Annotated in this window: 18 protein-coding genes and 1 pseudogene; 9 read left to right on the forward strand and 10 right to left on the reverse strand. The window is 49.9% G+C overall.

What is annotated here, in order from left to right; genetic code table 11:
- The first annotated feature begins 43 nt into the window (after positions 1–43).
- Positions 44–1,270: an alanine racemase gene (gene alr / locus WN16_RS15870; protein ID WP_003020268.1), complete on the forward strand. Its 1,227-nt coding sequence runs from the start codon at positions 44–46 to the stop codon at positions 1,268–1,270.
- 66 nt (positions 1,271–1,336) lie between these two features.
- On the opposite strand, the gene WN16_RS15875 is transcribed toward alr, so the two are convergent.
- The 4 genes from WN16_RS15875 to WN16_RS15890 form a co-directional block, all read right to left on the reverse strand.
- Entirely contained in the window at positions 1,337–1,561 is a 225-nt protein-coding gene (locus tag WN16_RS15875; protein ID WP_003020276.1) for a YdcH family protein, read from the reverse strand.
- Positions 1,562–1,728: 167 nt separating this feature from the next.
- The gene (locus tag WN16_RS15880) at positions 1,729–3,384 is read right to left on the reverse strand and encodes a glucan biosynthesis protein (RefSeq protein WP_003836107.1); all 1,656 of its coding nucleotides are present in this window, start codon (positions 3,382–3,384) and stop codon (positions 1,729–1,731) included.
- 193 nt (positions 3,385–3,577) lie between these two features.
- The gene (locus WN16_RS15885; RefSeq protein WP_044702360.1) at positions 3,578–4,921 is read right to left on the reverse strand and encodes a VOC family protein; all 1,344 of its coding nucleotides are present in this window, start codon (positions 4,919–4,921) and stop codon (positions 3,578–3,580) included.
- A gap of 120 nt (positions 4,922–5,041) precedes the next feature.
- Positions 5,042–5,944: a manganese-dependent inorganic pyrophosphatase gene (locus WN16_RS15890; protein ID WP_003020285.1), complete on the reverse strand. Its 903-nt coding sequence runs from the start codon at positions 5,942–5,944 to the stop codon at positions 5,042–5,044.
- Between the two features lie 231 nt (positions 5,945–6,175).
- Between WN16_RS15890 and pcaQ the strand changes: the two genes are divergently transcribed.
- The 7 genes from pcaQ to WN16_RS24585 all read left to right on the forward strand — a co-directional run bounded on the left by pcaQ (position 6,176) and on the right by WN16_RS24585 (position 13,695).
- Positions 6,176–7,099, forward strand: coding sequence for a pca operon transcription factor PcaQ (gene pcaQ, locus WN16_RS15895; RefSeq protein ID WP_003843743.1), 924 nt, complete (start codon positions 6,176–6,178; stop codon positions 7,097–7,099).
- Positions 7,100–7,486: 387 nt separating this feature from the next.
- On the forward strand, positions 7,487–8,044 hold the full coding sequence (locus WN16_RS15900; RefSeq protein WP_044702361.1) for a fimbrial protein: 558 nt from the start codon (positions 7,487–7,489) through the stop codon (positions 8,042–8,044).
- Between the two features lie 86 nt (positions 8,045–8,130).
- The gene (locus WN16_RS15905; protein WP_044702362.1) at positions 8,131–8,853 is read left to right on the forward strand and encodes a fimbria/pilus periplasmic chaperone; all 723 of its coding nucleotides are present in this window, start codon (positions 8,131–8,133) and stop codon (positions 8,851–8,853) included.
- Between the two features lie 24 nt (positions 8,854–8,877).
- The gene (locus WN16_RS15910) at positions 8,878–11,463 is read left to right on the forward strand and encodes an outer membrane usher protein (RefSeq protein WP_088169150.1); all 2,586 of its coding nucleotides are present in this window, start codon (positions 8,878–8,880) and stop codon (positions 11,461–11,463) included.
- Positions 11,464–11,466: 3 nt separating this feature from the next.
- Positions 11,467–12,009 (forward strand): fimbrial protein, encoded by a 543-nt coding sequence (locus WN16_RS15915; RefSeq protein ID WP_003843747.1) that lies wholly within the window; start codon positions 11,467–11,469, stop codon positions 12,007–12,009.
- Positions 12,010–12,017: 8 nt separating this feature from the next.
- Positions 12,018–12,599 carry a fimbrial protein gene (locus tag WN16_RS15920; RefSeq protein ID WP_003836094.1) on the forward strand — a complete coding sequence of 194 codons (582 nt, stop codon included), beginning with the start codon at positions 12,018–12,020 and terminating at the stop codon, positions 12,597–12,599.
- A gap of 520 nt (positions 12,600–13,119) precedes the next feature.
- Positions 13,120–13,695, forward strand: coding sequence for a hypothetical protein (locus WN16_RS24585; protein ID WP_225990731.1), 576 nt, complete (start codon positions 13,120–13,122; stop codon positions 13,693–13,695).
- A gap of 49 nt (positions 13,696–13,744) precedes the next feature.
- Here the strand turns inward: WN16_RS24585 and WN16_RS15930 are convergent, their stop codons facing one another.
- From WN16_RS15930 to WN16_RS15960, 6 genes and pseudogenes are all read right to left on the reverse strand, one after another.
- Entirely contained in the window at positions 13,745–15,433 is a 1,689-nt protein-coding gene (locus WN16_RS15930) for a methyl-accepting chemotaxis protein (RefSeq protein WP_003836088.1), read from the reverse strand.
- A 169-nt stretch (positions 15,434–15,602) separates the two neighbouring features.
- Positions 15,603–16,721 (reverse strand): S-(hydroxymethyl)glutathione dehydrogenase/class III alcohol dehydrogenase, encoded by a 1,119-nt coding sequence (locus WN16_RS15940; RefSeq protein ID WP_003020293.1) that lies wholly within the window; start codon positions 16,719–16,721, stop codon positions 15,603–15,605.
- 32 nt (positions 16,722–16,753) lie between these two features.
- Positions 16,754–17,029: a metal/formaldehyde-sensitive transcriptional repressor gene (locus tag WN16_RS15945; RefSeq protein WP_003020296.1), complete on the reverse strand. Its 276-nt coding sequence runs from the start codon at positions 17,027–17,029 to the stop codon at positions 16,754–16,756.
- Between the two features lie 121 nt (positions 17,030–17,150).
- Entirely contained in the window at positions 17,151–17,609 is a 459-nt protein-coding gene (locus WN16_RS15950) for a DUF302 domain-containing protein (RefSeq protein WP_008322331.1), read from the reverse strand.
- 34 nt (positions 17,610–17,643) lie between these two features.
- Positions 17,644–18,243, reverse strand: coding sequence for a reactive chlorine resistance membrane protein RclC (gene rclC / locus WN16_RS15955; protein ID WP_032939118.1), 600 nt, complete (start codon positions 18,241–18,243; stop codon positions 17,644–17,646).
- A gap of 176 nt (positions 18,244–18,419) precedes the next feature.
- Positions 18,420–18,595 (reverse strand): annotated as a pseudogene (locus WN16_RS15960) (DUF4113 domain-containing protein); the annotation flags it as partial.
- Between the two features lie 175 nt (positions 18,596–18,770).
- On the opposite strand from WN16_RS15960, the gene fdnG reads away from it, so the two are divergent.
- Positions 18,771–21,821 carry a formate dehydrogenase-N subunit alpha gene (fdnG, locus tag WN16_RS15965; RefSeq protein WP_016150294.1) on the forward strand — a complete coding sequence of 1,017 codons (3,051 nt, stop codon included), beginning with the start codon at positions 18,771–18,773 and terminating at the stop codon, positions 21,819–21,821.
- Positions 21,822–21,824: the final 3 nt, after the last annotated feature.

A 21,824-nucleotide genomic window follows, 5' to 3' on the forward strand; every position in this document is an offset into this window, starting at 1 on the left:
AATGATGACAATAACACTTTCACTTTATTGCTAAGGAGCAAGCATGGCAGCACCTTTGGGTCGTTTAGCACTTATTCCGCTTTTACTGATTACCGCCTGTCACCAACCCGTTTCCTCCACTCAAGCAGGCCCCGTTCCCTTTGCAGTCAATCAGCAACAGGTCGTGGATAATACCACGCTGGAAATTTCCCGTAGCGCACTGGAATATAACATTCATAAAGTTCAGCAACTGCTGGCAGATAAAACCCGGATGTGCGCCATTCTTAAAGGAGACGCGTATGGCCACGATCTCTCACTGGTAACACCGGTGATGATGCAAAACGGCGTGCAATGTATTGGCATCGCCAGCAATGAGGAGATTAGAACCGTTCGCCAGTCAGGCTATACATCACAGCTCATGCGCGTTCGCAACGCGACGGAAAAAGAGATGCGCCAGGCAGCGGACTTCGATACCGAAGAGCTGATCGGTAATCTGGATATGGCTAAGCGTCTGAGTGCCATTGCTCAGGAGAAAGGTAAAATCATTCGTATTCATCTGGCACTGAACTCTGGCGGTATGTCGCGTAACGGTCTGGAAGTCAGTACCGCTGCAGGTCTGGAAGAAGCCCGCGCCATTTCCGCATTACCCGGCCTGAAAATTGTTGGCATCATGTCGCATTTCCCGGAAGAAGATGCTGCGGTGGTTAGACGCGATCTGGCCCGTTTCAACACGCAATCGGCCCAGGTACTGAAAATTACCGGGCTTAAGCGCGAAGATGTCACCCTGCATGTTGCGAATACGTTCGCCACCCTGACCGTTCCAGAATCCTGGCTCGACATGGTTCGTGTTGGCGGTATTTTTTATGGCGATACCATCGCCAGCACCGAATACAAACGCGTCATGACATTTAAATCCGCCATCGCGTCGGTAAACCATTACCCCAAAGGAAACACCGTCGGATATGACAGAACCTATACCCTTAAACGTGATTCCGTTCTGGCCAATATCCCGACAGGTTATGCCGATGGTTATCGCCGTGTATTCAGTAACGCGGGACACGTGCTGATCCGCGGCCAGCGGGTTCCGGTACTGGGTAAAACATCCATGAATACCGTGATCGTCGATGTGACCGATTTACCGCAGGTTGCATCTGGCGATGAAGTGGTACTGTTCGGTAAACAGGGAAATGCGCAGGTTAGCGCAGAAGAAGTCGAAGAAATTAGCGGCGCGCTGTTCACTGAAATGTCGATCCTCTGGGGGGCGACGAACAAACGCGTGATGGTCGATTAACACCTAAAACAGGAAGGGCTTCCTTTTCTCGCTGGAAGCCCTTTTACACAGCAAGCGCCATTCTACTTAGCTCTCACTGACACTCTCTCTTTGCAAAATTTTGAGCAAATCTTCCTTCAGGTGGAGTTTCTGTTTCTTAAGACGAACAATGTCCAAGCTATACCCCCGACCATCCGAACCTTCCAGTCTGGAGATCTCATGATCAAGGCTGTTGTGTTTTTCGAATAAGGACAGAAAGCGAGGGTTCTCGGATTTCAGTCGGGAAATAAGGTCTCTATATTCTGGAAACATACTTTCTCCCTGTTAGTGGACAAGAACGTGTATAAGAAATACACACTCACAGAGTACCCATTTGCCATACAGAAAAATGCGAACAGGATCGAGTAAATAGTGTACAGAATCGTTATGAGGATGAATGCAGATACGGCTCCCCATCAGGAGAGCCGTAAAGAGAGTGATTAACGCATCTCGCGGTCGTCAACGTACTGACGTTTATCCGGCGCTGGTGGGAAGTACTGATACAGCCAGGTTTCGCTGATGGCGTCACCCTGACAACGCAGGAACATACGCATATCTACCGGATCGGTTGAGTCAGAGGTCGGATACCAGTCAAACTGAATGCGATAACCGTCGATTGGTTCCACGTAGAGGATCTCAATCTGTTTCGCTTCACCGCTTGAGAGCGTAATCACCGGTTCAATGCCTTTCGGCGCAGCAGCTTTTAGATCGCCACCAACAAAATCAACGGCAAAACGGCGCGCCCATTTTTCCGGGTAGTGCTCGCCCGGCGCCCATCCTTCCGGAAAACCGCCCATGCCTGTCCGGGTCGCCATCACGCGAGCCAGCGGTGAACGCACCGGCGGCTGAGCACTCCAGTACAGGCGATATTTGAATTCCAGCTCATCGCCGGCTTTGATCTTCTTCTCAGGCTGCCAGAAGCAGACAACGTTATCCAGCGTTTCGCCGGTCGTCGGGATCTCCATCAGGCCGATGGTCCCCTTGCCCCACTGGTTGCGCGGTTCGACCCACAGGCTTGGACGCTTGTTATACCAGCCCATGATGTCCTGGTAATGGGAGAAGTCCCGATCGAGTTGCAGCAAGCCAAACCCTTTCGGGTTGTTATCGGTATAGGCGTTGAACTGCAGCTTTTGCGGGTTATTCAGCGGGCGGCAGATCCACTCGCCATTGCCCCGCCACATCGCCAGACGATCGGAGTCATGAATTTGCGGGTGAATAGTGTCGCACATCCGACGCTCATTGTTGCCGCAGCTGAACATGCTGGTCATCGGCGCAATGCCGAGCTGCTTGATGTCTTTGCGCGCATAGATGTGGTTTTGTACATCCATAATCACCTGCGTTTTCTCGCAGTGGATCACGAACTTGAATGCACCAGTTACGCTTGGGCTGTCGAGAAGTGCATACACGGTAAAGGAGGTTGCGCCCGGTTTAACCGTTTCGAACCAGAAAGAGGTGAAATCAGGAAATTCTTCTTTGCTGTCGGTATAGGTATCTACCGCCAGACCGCGGGCCGATAAACCGTACTGATAGGTGTCATCCACGGCGCGGAAATAGCTGGCACCCAGGAAAGAAACGACATCGCGGCGGGCCAGTTCTGGCGCTTTAAAAACACGGAACCCGGCGAATCCGAGGTCAGTCTGCCCTTCCAACTGTTTGGTATCCACGCCCGCATCGTTATATTTAAACAGTTCCGGACGGAAGTGAATTTCACGCGCCATATGCGTACTGCCATCAACCGAGAACATGCGTACACGGCGACGAAAACCCATTCCCACGTGGAAGAACTGCGCATCAAGCTGACGATTTTCAACGTTGTTCCACAGAGACTGCTCTGCGTCATATTGAATGCTGTTGTAGGCCTGCGGCGTCAGTTTCGCCAGCGTGTCCGGTAACGCGCGCGGTGCGCCGCCCCAGGGTTTCTGTGCTAAGTCATGGGCCATCGATTGCAAAACGGAAAAATCAAAACGTACGGTTTTTCCGTCTGCAATGTCAGACTCTGCCGCAAAGGCGGCGCGGGAAAAGAGTGATGCAATACCACTGGTTCCGCACACGGCGGCCATTGCCATTGAACCTTTAATAAATCGTCTGCGATTCATGCCTGAAAGTGAGTCCTTCTGGTCGTGTAAATGGTCCCGCGCCGGTCAAAATCAGCGGCAAGAGAGTGCACATTTCTGACCGCTCACTCTAGACAAAATTCATTAATAATCCAATTGTTGGTCGCCGATTATCTGTACAAAATCGAAAATATTTTATGTCGATGGGAACAGACCGAATCCCATGTAAATTCCATTAAAGTAAACCACACCGACGTTTACTTCGCTCTTGCGCCTCCTGATACAGCGTAAACTCATCATAAACCGCGCAACCCAGCGCCTGTTCAAACGCGTCGCGGCTGGAATTCCCGTGGCTGCGAGCCTGCGTTTCATTCCCCAGATTGGACTGGAAAATCCCTGCGGCGCTCACCGGTAAAAAATCTTCGTAGGTGATGGGTTGCGCAACCAGCCACCCTCGCTCAATGAGCGGTTGCGGGTCGTCATCCGGACGGATTGCCTGGCGATGCGCTTCGCCTGATGGCGTCAGTCGATAACGAAACCAGGCGAGTCCCTGCTGGCGCAGCAGAAACTCACTGTCCGGGAACGCCTTGAACACCTCCTGAAGATGTAACTGGTGCGTCAGATTGTCTTTCCCCGTTCCCGCTTTATTCAGCAATTCGTCGTATAACGCTCTGCCTTTCGGCGTCAGGGCCACACCGCGCTGTTCGATTTCACCGAAACGTGCCGTGTGAGTGCCGCGCATTTCACCGGCAAACAACACCGGTTCTTCCAGCGCTTTGAAACTCGTCTGACGTAATAAAATGGGCACCTCGCGGCGTGGCGGCCCTTCAATCAGTATTTTCGGTTCAATGCCGCATTCCGGCATCATCGACTGCACCCGGTCGATATCCAGCGTACGCGGCGTCAGGTGGTTGATATGGCAACCGGGGAAACACACTACATCAGCAATCAGCCGGTGTTCGTTATGCAATGCGTGATAGGTCTCTTCATCGACCGTGGCGTGCTGATGCCAGCGGAATGTTTCCAGCGCTTCATGCACAAACTCTTGCGCCTGTTCAGATGTAAAACTGCCCTGCGCATCAAATTCATCCAGCAGCTCGTGACAACGGCGAGTGAAAATATCGCGTTTCGCAAGGATCTCAGCGGCTTTTTGCCGCAGCGCGGCGTTTTCGATTAGTTCGAGCCGTAATAACGAGGTGAATACCCGAAACGGGTTGCGCGATAGCGAGGCATCGTCGATGGGACGAAAGGCTGTGGAATGTACGGGGACGCCTGCCTGGGAGAGATCGTAATAACTCACCGGATACATGCCCATAACGGCAAACATTCGGCGCAGCGTAGAAAGCTCCTGCGCGGTACCCACTCGAATAGCGCCATGGCGCTCAACGTTTAGCCGGGCCAGTTCATCCGCATTCGCCAGTTTTTCATGCAGCGTCGGATTATTTTCCAGTACCGCCAGATTCACATCAGCGACAAGTTCCAGCAACGTGCCGTATTGCGGGACTTCCTGCTGGTACATTGCTGACATTGCCTGCGAAAATTGTTCCCGAATCTCATCTGCCGTGATGGTGTTCGCCATAATGTCATGCCTCCAGTGAATATTACCTGGAGTGTAGAAAACACCGCTGACTCCGGTGGGAAGAATTTACAAAGTGTGACCCCGCGTAAACTTCCCACCCATATAAACGATGAACAGTACCTACTGACGGGGTTTCAAATGGCTTTCCAGCCAGGGGAGCATCTGTTTTTTACGGCTAAGCATACCTTCTACCTTGCAGGGTTGCGGGATGTCTGAAAGTTCTGCTCCAGCAAACCACAGGCTGGTGTCACCCAGATTGATGTCGGTAAGCATCAGCACGACCAACGCAGCATTCTTTTCCTCTGCATAGCGCGCCATTTCCTGACGGAGATCGTCCAGCACCGCATCCACCTGTTGCAGCGCATACAGTTCAAGCTGCGCTACACAGACTGAATGTCCATGGATGGTGAAGGTTTTAATGTCTTTCTGCAAAAGTTCGCGGGCGCTCATCCCTTCCACGCTTGTTTTGGCTGACAGCAGGTCGCGACTGAAAGCGTCAAGATCCACTCCGGTTTTTTGGGCCAGCGCATCAACCGCCAGGCGATCGTCAGTGGTGGTCGTTGGTGAACGAAGCGTGACAGTGTCACTCAATACGGCGCCGAGCAGTAAAATAGCCTCAGCGGAAGATAACTGATTGCGTTCATCTTCCGTCATCAGTTGCCACAGCAGGGTTGCGCTACTGCCGACGGGCTTCACCCACACTTCCGGTGGCAGACGGGTGACTAACCCACCAAGTCGGTGATGATCGATAATTCCCACCACGTTACTTTCTGTCAACGATTCCGGCCCCTGGGCAGGCTCGGTGAAATCGACCAACCAGACATCACGATCGGTCAGTTCAAACGTCAACCGTTCAGGCATCGTCAGCCCCGCATGCTCAAAGATAAACTGCGTTTCGCGGTTAGGCTCGCCCAAACGCCATGCCGTCGCCTGCTGGCCACGTAAACTAAGCCAACGAGCCGTCATTGCGGCGGTGCAGATGGCATCGCTATCGGGATTAAGGTGCCCTATTACATGTATCATTCATCAGTGCCTTGTGAAGAGAAATCGTTCAAAAGTAAACAATAACCAAAGTATAACGACTGAACATACTCCCTTCCATGATCCCACCACCCAGCAACGCTGTACAAAACATAAGCAAAATAAATCAGTTGTAAGTAAAACATGATAAATGTTAATAATATTTTGCTATCAGGTTATCAAAAACAAACAACTTTACTTGTCACCGATACGGCTCTGTTTTTAACATCGCTTATGGAAAAAAATGTTCTGTTCAATCAGCGCATTCGCTTGCGCCATCTTCATACTTTTGTCGCCGTTGCACAGCAGGGAACGTTGGGGCGCGCGGCTGAGACCCTTAACCTGAGTCAACCGGCTCTCTCCAAAACGCTAAATGAACTGGAGCAACTGACCGGGACTCGGCTCTTTGAGCGTGGCCGCCTTGGCGCGCAGTTAACGCTGCCAGGAGAGCAGTTTCTTACCCACGCGGTAAGAGTGCTGGATGCGCTCAACACTGCCGGGCAAGCGTTAAATCAGCGCGAAGAATCGCAGACTGATGTCGTACGGATTGGGGCCTTACCCACCGCGGCACTGGGCATTCTGCCTGCGGTAATTGGTCCTTTCCACAAGCAGCAAATGGAGACCACGCTGCAGGTTGCCACCATGAGTAACCCAATGATCCTGGCGGGTTTAAAGTCCGGAGAAATTGATCTCGGCATTGGTCGCATGGCCGATCCGGAATTAATGGTCGGTCTGAATTATGAATTGTTGTTTCTGGAATCACTTAAACTGGTCGTGCGCCCTAACCACCCGTTGTTGCAGGAAACCATCACGTTAAGTCGGGTAATGGAGTGGCCGGTGGTGGTTTCGCCAAAAGGAACCGCGCCTCGCCAGCACGCAGAAGCATTGTTGCAAAGTCAGGGCTGTAAAATGCCGCCTGGCTGCATTGAAACACTGTCAGCATCGCTCTCCCGCCAACTGACGGTTGATTACGACTATGTATGGTTTGTCCCTTCAGGTGCAGTTAGAGAGGATTTACGCCAGGCGACGCTGGTGTCGTTGCCGATACCTACCCACGGGGCGGGTGAACCCATCGGGATTCTTACTCGTGTCGATGTGCAACTCTCTCAGGCCGCGCAGATCCTTATCGCCGCAATACGCAAAACCGTACCTGTTTAATCGTATTGATGATTGGGCCTGTTAGTACCTGCAGGCCCAATTCATGTAAATGTTCAATATATGGACGGTGAAACCGTCATAAAACACAGCTAAAAGCGTATTTTTTCTTAAAAGCAATTTAAGCAACACTTATTATTGATGATATCTCTGTCGAATAATGGCGGACGAAATCCCCGACACAAACTTACATCTAAAAATTTCTCCTTGGAATTCAATGAAGAATAAAAAATCAATCCAATTAAGTTAATTTCATATTACATTAAATAATTAGCTATTACCTCTAAACAAATTCTTAAAAAACACTAACCTCAGCTTCACCCGCTATTCAGTCAGAATCTCACGACATATAATGTTTTCGCCATTTAATTTGTTATTAAGGAAAATAACGTGAAATTTGTTAATTGTTTAAGCGCAGTAACGCTTCTGGTCGCAGGTGCTACTTTTCAGGCCCAAGCGGCTGGTTCTGATTCTGCAAACATTGATTTTTCAGGAAATATTACATCATCAACCTGTGATGTCAGTATTGATGGTATTTCTGCTTCCAAAGAGGTCAAACTGCCAGATATCACTGTTCCTGCGATGCAAGCGGCTGTCAGTAGTCCTGCGATGAAAACCAAATTTCAGATCACCGTTAAAAACTGCGCCACTGAACCAGCGGGTGGTAAAGTAAAAGGGCAATTTTCAACAACCGGTAATTACAATAGCACCAGCAAAGCATTGTTAAACGCTGCCGCAGGAGATAAAGATGCGGGTTTCCAGGTAGAAGATACCGCAACCAGTACCATTATCGATTTTACATCAGCCACACCGCAATCTGAAGCCACTTACGATACCACCAACGGTGCAGTATTTAATTATACCGTCGGTTATATCTACTCAGGTTCTGGTACGCCGACTGTTGGTGTAGTGAAAGCGAATACCACCTTTGTAACAACCTACCCCTAACAAGCTGTATAAGATCAACATTAGTTAATAACTCTGCTGCAACTTTAATTCAAGGTTGCAGCTATTTAACCAAGACACAAAATGATATGATTCCACAAAATACATTCAGATTAATTATATTTTCTGCCGCTATCTCTTTTAGCTATTCGTCAGTCGCCAGCATAGTGATTAACGCTACCCGTGTTATTTACCCTTCCGACGCGAAGGAGGCACTAATTAAAATGGTTAATCAGGGGCAACAACCTTTATTAGTCCAGTCCTGGTTAGACGATGGTCATGAAGATGTTGATCCGCAAACCTTAAACGTTCCTTTTATCGCCTCCCCCCCAGTCAGTCGGGTCGATCCTAAACAGGGACTGACCGTACGCTTAAACTGGGACGGGCAACCGTTACCCACCGATCGTGAAAGCGTGTATTGGTTTAATGCACTTGAAATCCCCGGAAAAAATAAAGATGCCGCTAAATCAAATCAGCTGCAGATCGCGCTGAAAACCCGCATCAAGGTTTTTTATCGCCCCGCATCCCTTCCTGGTTCGGCGGATGACGCAATCCAACATCTGAAATGGGGCCTTGCAAACCAAGGTAAACAAATTTGGGCGACGGCGAAAAATGACTCTCCTTATTTTGTTTCGCTTGTTGGCGCTAACATCACTTCCGGGGGGAAAAAATACAAAATTGAGCCCGACATGGTCGCCCCTTTTTCCAGCGCCAGCTATGAAGTGAAAACGCTCACCACTCCCCGGCTAGAATCCGTTTCATGGACAGCAGTCAATGATTACGGGGCTAACGTTGACGTAACGGATAAATAAAAAAACGCGTGCAAGGATTGCTCTATGTCAATGTCAAAACACCTGTTAGCGACCTCAGTATGGGTATTATTGGCTATTTGTCAGACAGGTTTTGCTGACGATAATTACATTGAATTCAACGATGACTTTATCTTCAGCAATGCAGGTAAAAAATCGGCAATCGACGTGTCACAATATGCACGCGGCAACCCGGTGAAACCCGGTATATATACCGTCTCAGTTTGGATTAACGGTGAGCAACAGCAAACTGCAAAGATCCAGTTTATTGACAACCACACCCCGAACGCGTCTCCCTGCCTGACTCGTGAGGTGCTCGATGAAGCAAACGTTGATGTAAGCAAACTCCCCACGGCAGATGCGGACGAAGGTGAATCGCAATGCTATATCCTGGCGGATTATTACCCCTCATCCAGCGTGAGTTACGATCCTAATTCACAGATCCTGATGCTCACAATTCCGCAACTGTTTCTCGTCAGCCACCCTGCGGGTTATGTCAACCCCGCACGCTGGGATGCCGGTATTCCTGCTGCAATACTGAACTGGAGCTTCAGCGGTTATCACAGTGAAAATGACGGTAGCGCCTCTGACAGTGGTTATCTGGGGCTCGGCTATGGTCTCAACCTTGGAGCATGGCGGTTACGCTCCAGCGGCGCGCTGAACTGGACAAAAGACGATAGTGCAACCTGGGACAACTACGATCTCTATTTAGCACGGGATTTACCCCCTATGCGGGCACAAATGGAACTGGGCCAGGTCACCTCTCGCAGCGAAGTACTGGATAGTATCGGCATTAAAGGCATACATCTGTATAACGACAAACGCATGGATCCGCATGATGGTCGCTACGTTCCCGTCATCAACGGCGTGGCCAACAGTAATGCCAAAATTACCGTACGACAGCAGTCGCGCATCATCTATGAAACCACCGTTCCCCCAGGTCCTTTTGCTCTGAAGGATTATTATGTGGCAATCAACGGCGCTGACCTCGACGTTACCGTGGAAGAAGCTGATGGGTCAAAACGGTTATTCACCGTACCGTATGCCTCTGTTGCTCAGTTAATGACCAAGGGTGAAGTTGACTGGGATTTTGCCGTTGGGACATTAGACAACAATGACAACAGCGACTCCCCATGGGTGCTCACCACGAACGGTAATTATGGACTGAGCGATATTTTCACGCTGTATGGCGGCATACAGTCAATGGAAGAAGACTATCTGGCGGGGATGCTGGGTCTGGCGATGAATACGCGTCTTGGTGCTATCGCAGTCGATGTTATCCACTCTCGCGCTTCACTTGAAGATATTGGCGCTCTGCAGGGGCAGAGTTACCGTGTAAGCTACAGTAATGTGCTGGACGCAACACAGACCAATTTCAGCTTTAGCGCCTATCGATACAGCACCAAAGATTACCTCTCGCTTAATGACGTCATCTCTTTGCAAAATAGCATCGATAGTTATAGCGACGATCACGATACTAACCGTAACGATGCGTATCGCAACAGCTACAGCCATTCCAAAAATGAGCTTCAGGCTAACGTCAATCAACCGATCAACCTTAACGGAGAAGATTACGGTTCATTTTATCTCAGCGGCACCTGGACGAGTTATTGGGGTAGCTCAGACAAAACGTCTCAGTATTCGCTGGGCTACAGCAATACTTTCCGCACCATCTCGTGGAATATCTCGCTGCAGCGTAGTTATAACGAATGGGGTGATGAAGATGACAGCCTGTACGTTGGGTTGAGTATTCCTTTTGGTAGCAACGCTCAAAACGATCAACCAGCATTCTCCAGTCTGAACCTCAGCGCCAATAGCGACTTTAGCGGCAACAACGGTTTCACCAGTACGGCCAGTGGTAACAGTAGCAACAATAAATGGAACTACAGCCTCAGTACTACCGCTAACCAGGCCAGCCAGGGAGAAGACACCTATTCCGTCAGCGGATATTCCACCTATAACGGCGCGCATGGAGCGACCAGCGTTTCCGCTACAGTCGATAAAAATCATAACCAGCAGTATTCCCTAAACAATAACGGCGGTGTGCTGTTACACAGCGGTGGATTGACGCTGTTACCGGGTAATGTCAACGCACAAAGCGCCATAGCCCTTATTGAAGCGCAAGGTGCAGATGGCGCGACCACCACCAATGGGTATGGTGAGATTGACAGCGCCGGATATGCAGTTGCCACCAGTCTTTCGCCTTATGCCGAGAATACCGTCGGGCTGGATCTCAGCACCATCAAGGCAGATGTCGAAGTGAAAAACACCTCCGCCGCCGTGGTTCCGCGCGATGGTGCCGTGGTGAAAGTCACTTTCGCCACCCAGCAAGGTCAATCGGTGTTTGTCACGCTCAGACGTAGTGATAACAGTTTCATTCCATTGGGCGCGAACATTCTCAATGAACAGGGAGAATCCGTTGGCGCAATGGGTCAGGCGGGCCGCGCCTTTTTACGTGGGATCGAACAACGTGGCAGCCTGAAGGTTATTTGGGGGAGCGACGCCGCAAGCTACTGCGATGTGAGCTACCAGATCCCTGACGCGCCCGCGATGATCGGAAAATCAATTCGTCTGGAGACGTTAATTTGCCAGATGCCAGGAGCCGGGAAATAGCTTATGCGCCAGGTAATGCTTGTTTCTTTTCTATTATGCAGCCCACATCTCTTTGCGGCAGATGTCGTGGTTAACTTTAAAGCCAATTTGCTTGCTATGACCTGCACCGTCAATATTGTTGTTGGTTCAAGCAAAGCGGTGAACCAGACCATTGATTTTGGTGTATTAACCCGCGCAGAACTGGAAGCTCAGGGCGCTAATACGCTGAAAGATTTTTCGTTGCAGTACAGCAACTGCACGATCGGATCCAGTACAAACCAGACGGTTACCTGGATGAAAACGGGTATTAAAGCCTCTTCGTGGTACAACGGCTATCCAACCGAACTCTATGGTGGGAATAACGGGGCCGCAGCAGTTTTGTATCGTTCTGGCTCCCCAAATTCTCTGTTAGTTCTCAATAGCAGTACGCCGTTTGACTGGACCTCAACTGAGCGCACCAATAAGGCCCTGAACCTGGTTTTATCTCTGCGTCCAACGTCTTACTCAACCACCGCGACAAGTGGCACCTTCAACGGTTCGTTGACGTTCACCACCACCTATCAGTAGGAGCCACCATGAAATTTATACCAATAGCCTTATTGCTGATATCCACGCCGCTATGGGCCGCGAACAGTACCAATACAAATGTATTAACGGTTAAGGCGGAGTTGGTTACTGGTAGCTGTGACATCACCGCCTCCGATGTTGATTTGGGCGACTTAGACGCGAGCGAGTTCGCCGCTGGCGGCGCATGGGCGAATTTATCAGCAACAACGAAGGGTAACGTCCCCACACAGCCCCTAAAGATTAGCTTCCGCTGTGATTCAGGCTCTCTCGCCAAAACGCTGGTGTTGAGCTTTAAGCCGCAAAAAGCGCAACTCACCGGTAATCAGATATTCCCGAATGAATATACCGGTCCGATGACTGCAGCGGGAAACGTGGGCGTTGTGGTCTTTGAGGGGAGAACAAGTCCAGTTGCTATTAATGTGCTTAATAAAGACAATACCTCTGCCGTCAATATTGTTAACTATAAAGGTTCAACCACTACCTATTCTGATATCACCCTTTCGGCTCGTTTTCAAAAAGTGGATTCAGCAAAAACGGTCACTCCAGGTGGCGTATTAAGTCAGGTGCAAATCAGCGTGAGCTACAAATAATGGATAAACGGCAGGTTAATATGAGCACGATGATTTCACGATCAATTTCTTTTGTGGCATTGCTGTTGAACGGAATTTATTCATATCAGGTGCAGGCTAAGGAGTGTTATTTTGACAAAATTAATACCAGCACGGTAAGCGCGGGAACGTTAGTCGTGAATAATTATAACCCATCCAGTACAACACCCGTGCTATTGGGGACGCTCAGTGCGGGAGAATATGGTCACATAACTTGTAATACAGGTAATGATGGTTCTGATTTTTATGGAAGATCCACAGCAACAAGCGGTACGCAATACGATAGTTATACCAGCACCAGTGGTAGTACAAAATATAGCTACAACAGAGTTTTTTTCCAACGAGCATACCTAGAATATATTATAACATTTACATAGCTAATTCTATTAATGCTACTTATACAGCTTACATTCCGTCTAATACGAGTTGGACACGTGAGATCGATAATGCCGCAGAAGGAGGTTTTCCTGTTGGATTATACATCGAAGTTTGGCAGCGTGGGGTGGTTTCCTCAATAGGTAATGGTGAAGCGCATCCTGTTATAAATGGTGAAGTAGGCAGGTTTAAAGCAGGGAATGAAGATGTAAGTAGTCAACAGGTTGTCGCTACAGTAAACGCATCTTCATTCACCGTAAAATTCGCCACGCCAACCTGTAATTTATCCGTATCCCCCACCACCATCGACTTTGGCGATGTGGGTAATGACAAACCACGAAAAACCTTCACCTTGAAAAATAGCAACTGCGTTAATGCTTCAGGGGTTACCCTTAAACTGACGTCGACCAAAGCGGCTTATGATAATAGCGGGTTGTCTATTCTCGCCAATACCACAACTGGCACCTCAGCAGCGGGCGGACGGGGAGTGGCGGTTTCTTACGAGGGATCGTCCCGGCAATATCTGTCGGCGAATGACACAAATTCTTCAGTGTCCATCGACTTTGGTTCCATCGTAACGGCGAAAGATATCACCATGGCCGGGTTACTCACCTGCACCTCCGCCAGCAATAACAGTACCTGCGATGACTACACCCCTGGCGCGTTCACCGCAGCGGGAACTATTAGTGCCACGTACAAATAGATAGTAAATCCGGTAATACAAAGGATCGTATTACCGGATGGCTGGCCTGTCAGAATGTTTCCCAGTTATCCGTATTTACCGTGTTTGATTTTGGCAGTGAAACCGATGGATGAACGGCAGGTGTAACGCGTCTAATTGCGCTTGTCCCGGTTAAACGGAATGTGCCGACGGCTTCCGTTAAGCGTGCGGCCTGCTCTTCAAGAGAGGCCGCAGCAGCCGATGCTTCTTCAACCAATGAGGCGTTTTGCTGTGTGACCTTATCCATCTCTGAAATCGCCTGGCTTACCTGGACGATGCCCCGGCTTTGTTCATCAGAGGCCGCCGCAATTTCCAACATAATGTCGGTCACGCGTTTTACCGCATCGACAATATCCGTCATCGTATTGCCCGCTGCGACGACTTCTCCGGAACCCTGGTCAATCAGTCGGACAGATTCGCTGATCAATCCTTCAATCTCTTTTGCCGCCTGAGCGCTGCGGCTTGCCAGCGTACGGACCTCACTAGCCACCACTGCAAACCCACGCCCCTGCTCTCCTGCCCGCGCCGCCTCAACCGCCGCGTTCAGCGCCAGGATATTGGTCTGGAAAGCAATGCTATTAATAACGGCGGTGATTTCGGAGATTTTCTTCGAGCTGGTTGAGATATTGCCCATGGTTTTCACCACACCAGAGACCATCTGACCGCCCCGGCTGGCCTTGCCGGATGCATCTTCCGCCAGCGTACTCGCATGATGCGCGTTGTCGGCGTTTTGCTTCACCGTAGCCGTCAGCTCTTCCATGCTGGCCGCCGTTTGTTCAATCGCCGCGGCCTGTTGTTCGGTACGTGAAGACAGATCGGTATTACCCGCCGAAATCTCACTGGTACCGCGGTAGATTTCTTCCGCGCCCTGACGTACCGTGCCCACTGTTTTCGCCAGCGACCGTTGCATTGTCTGCAGATGACGGCTCAGGCGCCCAATTTCGCTGCGCCCGGTTGGTTCCTCTGGCATTGTCAGGTCCCCTTCTGAAATTTGCTCAATGCGCTGGGCCGCACGTAACAGAGGATGAATAACGGTACGGCGCAGAACAATAAACGTCATCACGGTCAGTGCCAGCGCAAGAACGAATGCCCCCAGCATAAAGGCCATGCCAAGCTGTGTACGTTGGTGCGCCTGTTCGCTTAACTGATTCGCCCTGGCGGTACGAATATCGATCGCCTTTAACAATACCTTGTTGTAAGCAGAGTCCAGCGGTCTGGCCTGTTCATTTTCATGGTTGATGATCGCCTCGAACATGCCGTTTTTAGCGTACTTGAGCATAGGCTGTAAGCCATCGATATAGGCTTTGAAATTGGCGCTCAGTTCAGCGTCTAACGCCTCTCCGGCAGTAGTTTTCACCGCACGAGCCATATAAGTATTGAAACCGTCCTGCGATTGCTTAATACGTTTTTCTGCCTCGGCAATATTGGCCTTCATGTCATCCATTTCAGCAATACGGCTCGCCGCACCAGCATGGATCATGTTGATACGCGCGGTGCGTAAGTGGTTAGAGCTGTTAGATAACCCCATCCGGACCTGAATCTCATCGGTTACATCGCGCTGATCGCGATCGGCCTGCATAAGAAAATAACCTGCCAGCCCGGAACTTAAGGCGAATAGCAGAAGGATGCCACCGAGAATGGAGGAAAACAGCGGAACCAGCCGGATTTGATGCAGAAAGCCCAGTTTATGCAGGGCTTGCATCGATGTAGTGTTGTCCATGACCGTCGACTCTCTTGTAGGGTTTATGCGTGAAAACACGCCCGTTAGATAGTCATCGGCAATCCGGGAAGTTTACTTACCGTGAAAAGCGCCGGATTCGTCACACTTTCACAACATAATTCTAAAAAATTCAGGAAAGTGCCAGCGGTGAAATCCGCTGGCCAATGAATCAGTTATCACCAAAATGGATAACAGTACGGATGGATTTACCCTGATGCATTAAATCGAACGCTTCGTTAATCTGCTCCAGAGGCAGGCGATGCGTAATAAACGGATCTAACTGAATTTTTCCGCTCATTGCTTCTTCGACCATACCCGGCAACTGAGTGCGCCCTTTTACGCCGCCAAACGCGGAACCGCGCCACACGCGACCGGTTACTAACTGGAACGGACGTGTTTTGATCTCCTGACCGGCACCCGCCACCCCAATGATGATGCTTTCGCCCCACCCTTTATGGCAACACTCCAGCGCCGCACGCATCACGTTAACGTTGCCGATACACTCAAAGCTAAAGTCCACGCCACCGTCGGTGAGCTCAACAATCACGTCCTGCACCGGCTTATCGTAATCGTTTGGGTTGATGAAATCGGTCGCGCCCATTTCACCAGCCAATTTGAATTTCTCCGGATTGGTATCAACAGCCAGAATACGCCCGGCTTTTGCCTGCACTGCGCCCTGAATCACCGCCAGGCCAATACCGCCCAGACCAAATACGGCTACGGTATCGCCTTCCTTCACTTTCGCGGTGTTATGGACCGCTCCGATACCGGTGGTCACGCCACATCCCAGCAGACACACTTTATCCAGCGGAGCCTGCGGGTTAACCTTCGCCAGCGAGATCTCTGCGCAAACGGTATATTCGCTGAAGGTACTGGTGCCCATATAGTGATAAATCGGCTCGCCGTTATACGAGAAGCGCGTTGTGCCATCAGGCATCAGACCTTTGCCCTGTGTCGCCCGCACGGCCTGACACAAGTTAGTTTTACCCGATTTACAGAACTTGCACTCGCCGCACTCTGCGGTGTACAGCGGGATCACATGATCGCCCGGTTTCAGGCTGGTGACGCCTTCCCCCACTTCAACCACAATGCCGCCGCCTTCATGGCCCAGTACCGCCGGGAACACGCCTTCCGGATCGTCGCCTGAGAGCGTAAAAGCGTCAGTATGGCACACGCCGGTGTGGGTAATTTTAACCAGCACTTCACCTTTCTTTGGTGGTGCGACGTCGATTTCAACAATTTTTAACGGTTGGCCGGGGCCAAATGCAACTGCTGCACGTGATTTCATTTGTCTCTTCCCATTATTGCAAGGTGATGGTGTTATTTTAGATAAGCACGCAGAAGATGGCCGATCTCAGCCATGCGCACAGCTCGCTGGTCTGGTGTTGTCTCCCCACTGACCAGTTCATCTTTCAGGTGGATCTCAACCATTTCGCCCATCAGACCATTGGATGCGCCGCGTACGGCGGCAATTTGTTGCAGGATCGACAGGCATGGTTCGCCAGATTCCAGTGCGCGCTCAAGCGCATCAACCTGACCGCGAATACGGCGTACACGAGTGAGAATGCGTTTTTTATCTTCGGGTGAATGCGGCATACGCCCTCCATATACTATAGGGGGGTATACTATCAGAATTTTTATGTAATTGTAAAAAACTAACATCTATTTAATGAAAGGGTGACGACCAGGCCTCGTCAGATGAGCCCTGGTCGCCAGGTCACTGAATGGCTTTCTGAACTAATTTTTCCAGATTTTTTAAGGGTTGAATTGCCGCAGTATCTGGTCCATAAGTCTGTAATATCTCAACCGGATGATATCCAACGACTACACGTCCATCCGACTCTTCCCGAATCAATACTCTAAAGGGAAGATCGAGCGCCATATCAGGATATGCCTGCATTAATGATGTGCCACCTTTAGGATTGCCAAAAATAATGACGGTTGTGGGTAACATGGTTAGTCCAGCATTTTTAGCCTCTTTCGCATGATCAAATTCTCCAAAAAAAACAAGATTATTACTCTCAATGGCAGCAATGAGATGCTCTCTGGTCTGCTGGTAATTATAAGTACTATACGTTTTGATCATAGTATTCCCGGTGTTGGCAGCATGACTGGTTACCGTCATAAGCAGATACAGTGCAGCTGTAATAAATATATTTTTTAGAGACCGAAGCATCACAACATCCTTAATTTAACGATAGTCTGGAAAGCTATCTAAGACCAGCGGATACTTTGCCGGTGTAATCTCTCTCGTGCTGATTCTGTGCAAGGATACATTTGGCAGAATGCACCATCGCAATAAGACCCGCAGCCATCATTATCGTGTCTTTTAAGACCAGTCGCCCGGCGCCAGAAAGATAGGGAAACCCGGTGTGAGAATCCTGGCCACTTACCCATGTTTCTGGTGTAAATATCAGGAATGTCAGAGTGACAAAAGGAGTTAAGAAGGCAAGTGTCGCCCCCCAAAAACCGATTTTTGGTGATACATAATGAGCAAGGATTAATAATGAAAAAATGACTTCAACAATACCAAGTCCGGTAGAGTACCCATAAGTATTATTCGCATGATGCCATGCGCGGTTAGCCTCTATTAATTCGCCCTCATGGTTCATAAACTGAGTATAATTACTCGGATCGTTATAAAAGAAAGACATAAATGGGCTATTAGCTACAAAAGGAACGATGCTATCTGCTTCATAGGGAATGAACTTCAACAATCCTATCCACATAAATACAATGGCAATAGAAATGCGACAAAGATTTATTCCCACGTTTTCTTTCGTTGAAACATATTGGTATAGTTTATCCATCATATCCAGAGGTCCTGTGTTGTAGAAATCACGACCTTTATAACCTTGTTATTTATATGCCTATATGTTCAGGAATCTATAATTTTTGTTAGATCGTCTGGATAGGTCAAAATATAGACTATGGATAAGTTCGGTTGAGTGGAATGAACTCCTTGTTTTTCAGTTTGGCTATCAAACTACTTGCAGCAACTGATTGTATAACGTGGTGAAAGCATGTCTCTCTTCATCGCCCACGGTTGCTGTATCCCTTGTCCGGCAAAGCAGAGCGTTCCTTTACCCTTTTCCCAGATACCTCCATCAGTTTATCGCTGTTACGCCGCGGCGTTAGGTTGTCGTCAAAAAGATTCAGTTCACCGTACGTATCGGCAACCAACCTGACATGATCAATTTTTACCAATCCATACCCCAGGCTTACAGCATTAATATGCTCCCACGTCAATAACCACTAAAAGTTAATGGTTTATAAAACAATTTAACCTTACAATAACCATACTTTTTCATGTCTTAAGTTTAAGCTGGAGAAAAAAATGGAGCTCAGCCGGAGGCAGTTCTTTCGAATCTGCGCGGGCGGTATGGCAGGAACAACTGTTGCATCTCTCGGATTCTTATCATCTTTTTCCGTTCACGCGGAAACCCGTCAATACAAACTCTTAAAAGCAAAAGAGACACGTAATAACTGTACGTACTGCTCAGTAGGCTGCGGCATGCTGATGTACAGCCTTGGCGATACAGCCAAAAACGTCAAAGAAAGTATCTACCATATTGAGGGCGATCCGGATCATCCGGTGAGCCGTGGATCGTTGTGCCCTAAAGGCGCTGGCGTGCTGGATTATATTCATAGTGAAACCCGTCTGCAGTATCCCGAATATCGCGCACCGGGTTCGGATAAATGGCAGCGTATTAGCTGGGATGATGCGATTAATCGTATTGCCCGACTTATGAAAGATGACCGCGATGCCAACTTTATTGAGAAAAATGCCCAGGGCGTTACCGTCAACCGATGGTCCACCACGGGCATGCTATGCTCCTCAGCGGCAAGTAATGAAACCGGGATCCTCGACGGTAAATTTGCTCGCGGACTAGGTATGGTCGCTATCGACTGTCAAGCACGGTTATGTCATGGCCCCACGGTTGCTGCTCTTGCACCAACGTTTGGACGTGGTGCGATGACCAACAACTGGGTCGATATTAAAAATGCCAACGTAGTGCTTATTATGGGCGGTAATGCCGCTGAGGCACATCCGGTAGGCTTTAAATGGGTAGTCGAAGCGCAAACTAAAAACGACGCCACCGTGGTGGTAGTCGACCCGCGTTTTAACCGTAGCGCCGCCGTCGCCGATCTGTATGCGCCAATACGCGCGGGTTCCGACACCGCATTCCTGCTCGGTGTAATCCGTTATCTGCTCGAAAACAACCAGGTGCAGCACGACTATGTGCGCCATTACACCAACGCCAGCCTGATTATCCGCGATGACTATCAGTTCGACGACGGCTTGTTCAGCGGCTATGACGACAAAAAACGCCAGTACGATAAATCGAGCTGGTTCTATCAGCTTGACGAACAGGGTAATGCCCTGCGTGATGAAACATTGTCTCATCCACGCTGCGTGTGGAATTTGCTGAAAGCCCACGTCGACCGCTATACGCCAGAAATGGTTAACCGGTTGTGTGGGACCTCAGTGGCAGATTTCAATCGTATCTGCGAAATTCTCGCCAGCACCAGCGTGCCTGACCGCACCGCTACTATTCTGTATGCGTTGGGTTGGACACACCACTCCGCCGGGGCACAGATTATCCGCGCCGCCGCTATGCTCCAGTTGCTACTGGGCAATATAGGCATGGCGGGCGGTGGCGTTAACGCCTTACGTGGCCACTCCAATATTCAGGGCTATACCGATCTTGGCTTGTTGTCGACGAACCTGCCGGGCTATATGCCGCTGCCGTCGGAAAAACAGCCAGACTACCAGACCTATATTTCGCAAATCACGCCGCCTGCGCTAGGCGTGAATGAGGTCAATTACTGGCAAAATACGCCGAAGTTCTTTGTTAGCATGATGAAAAGTTTCTGGGGCGACAATGCAACAGTGGAAAATAACTGGGGCTACGACTGGCTACCTAAATGGGATCGCCTGTATGACGTAATGACCCAGGCTGAATTGATGCTCGAAGGGAAGATTAATGGTTACATCGTTCAGGGCTTCAATCCGCTGGCGGCGTTTCCAGATAAAAACAAATCAACTCGCGCGCTTTCAAAACTGAAATATATGGTGGTTATCGATCCGCTGGTCACTGAGTCGTCCAATTTTTGGCAAAATCATGGCGAGATGAACGATGTAAACCCGGCAGATATTCAGACCGAAGTTTTCCGTCTGCCCTCTTCCTGCTTTGCTGAAGAAAATGGTTCAATCGCTAACTCAGGGCGTTGGTTGCAGTGGCACTGGGCTGCGGCAGAACCACCAGGTGAAGCCTTACATGACGGGAAGATCCTTGGTCGCCTGTTTATGCGGCTGCGCGAGTTGTATCAACAGGAAGGTGGAGCGAATCCGCAACCCTTGTTGAATATTGCCTGGAATTATAAAGATCCCTACGACCCACACCCAGAAGAGATTGCGCGTGAAGCAAATGGCCAGGCGCTTGAAGACCTTTATGATGACAAAGGCCAGCTTATAGCCAAAAAAGGCCAGCAGCTCAGCAGCTTTGCACAGTTGCGCGATGACGGCTCGACCAGCAGTTTCTGCTGGGTCTACTGCGGAAGCTGGACAGAACAAGGCAACCAGATGGCCAATCGCGACAACAGCGATCCGTATGGTCTGGGCTGCACACCGGGCTGGGCGTGGTCATGGCCTGCCAACCGCCGTATTCTCTACAATCGCGCTTCGGCCGATCCATCAGGAAAACCGTGGGATCCCAAACGAACCCTGCTGCATTGGAATGGCAAAAAATGGGCCGGTATGGACGTAGCCGACTACGGCCAGGCCGCACCGGGCAGCAACGTTGGTCCGTTTATCATGAATCCGGAAGGCGTAGCGCGTCTGTTCTCCATCGACAAAATGAACGACGGGCCATTCCCGGAACATTACGAACCCATTGAGTCGCCTATTGGTACCAACCCGCTGCACCCGGATGTTGTATCCAGCCCGGTTGCGCGTATCTACCATGACGATATCGCCAATATGGGTAAAGCGGATGCCTTCCCGTACGTCGCCACAACTTACTCCATTACCGAACTGTTCCGCCACTGGACCAAACATGCACTGCTCAACGCCATTGCTCAACCCGATCAATTCATCGAAATCGGTGAGGCGCTGGCGAGCAAAAAAGGCATTGCGGCAGGTGATACGGTGAAAGTGATGTCGAAACGCGGCTTTATCAAAGCGAAGGCGGTGGTCACCAAACGTCTGCAAACGCTGACGATCGATGGTAAGCAAGTCGATACTATCGGTATCCCTTGTCACTGGGGCTTTGAAGGCGCCACACGCAAAGGGTTCCTCGCCAATACGTTAACGCCATCGGTGGGTGACGCGAACTCGCAAACACCGGAGTATAAAGCGTTTCTGGTCAACATCGAGCGAGCGTAAGGA

It is taken from the genome of Citrobacter sp. ABFQG (assembly GCF_004322975.1).
GTDB classification, from domain to species: Bacteria; Pseudomonadota; Gammaproteobacteria; order Enterobacterales; family Enterobacteriaceae; genus Citrobacter; species Citrobacter freundii.

Bases quoted from the DNA above. Each gene is read 5' to 3' on its own strand.
- alr (WP_003020268.1), top strand. From the start codon at position 44: ATGGCAGCACCTTTGGGTCGTTTAGCACTTATTCCGCTTTTACTGATT.
- WN16_RS15875 (WP_003020276.1), bottom strand. From the start codon at position 1,561: ATGTTTCCAGAATATAGAGACCTTATTTCCCGACTGAAATCCGAGAAC.
- WN16_RS15880 (WP_003836107.1), bottom strand. From the start codon at position 3,384: ATGAATCGCAGACGATTTATTAAAGGTTCAATGGCAATGGCCGCCGTG.
- WN16_RS15885 (WP_044702360.1), bottom strand. From the start codon at position 4,921: ATGGCGAACACCATCACGGCAGATGAGATTCGGGAACAATTTTCGCAG.
- WN16_RS15890 (WP_003020285.1), bottom strand. From the start codon at position 5,944: ATGATACATGTAATAGGGCACCTTAATCCCGATAGCGATGCCATCTGC.
- pcaQ (WP_003843743.1), top strand. From the start codon at position 6,176: ATGGAAAAAAATGTTCTGTTCAATCAGCGCATTCGCTTGCGCCATCTT.
- WN16_RS15905 (WP_044702362.1), top strand. From the start codon at position 8,131: ATGATTCCACAAAATACATTCAGATTAATTATATTTTCTGCCGCTATC.
- WN16_RS15910 (WP_088169150.1), top strand. From the start codon at position 8,878: ATGTCAATGTCAAAACACCTGTTAGCGACCTCAGTATGGGTATTATTG.
- WN16_RS15915 (WP_003843747.1), top strand. From the start codon at position 11,467: ATGCGCCAGGTAATGCTTGTTTCTTTTCTATTATGCAGCCCACATCTC.
- WN16_RS15920 (WP_003836094.1), top strand. From the start codon at position 12,018: ATGAAATTTATACCAATAGCCTTATTGCTGATATCCACGCCGCTATGG.
- WN16_RS15930 (WP_003836088.1), bottom strand. From the start codon at position 15,433: ATGGACAACACTACATCGATGCAAGCCCTGCATAAACTGGGCTTTCTG.
- WN16_RS15940 (WP_003020293.1), bottom strand. From the start codon at position 16,721: ATGAAATCACGTGCAGCAGTTGCATTTGGCCCCGGCCAACCGTTAAAA.
- WN16_RS15945 (WP_003020296.1), bottom strand. From the start codon at position 17,029: ATGCCGCATTCACCCGAAGATAAAAAACGCATTCTCACTCGTGTACGC.
- WN16_RS15950 (WP_008322331.1), bottom strand. From the start codon at position 17,609: ATGCTTCGGTCTCTAAAAAATATATTTATTACAGCTGCACTGTATCTG.
- rclC (WP_032939118.1), bottom strand. From the start codon at position 18,243: ATGGATAAACTATACCAATATGTTTCAACGAAAGAAAACGTGGGAATA.
- fdnG (WP_016150294.1), top strand. From the start codon at position 18,771: ATGGAGCTCAGCCGGAGGCAGTTCTTTCGAATCTGCGCGGGCGGTATG.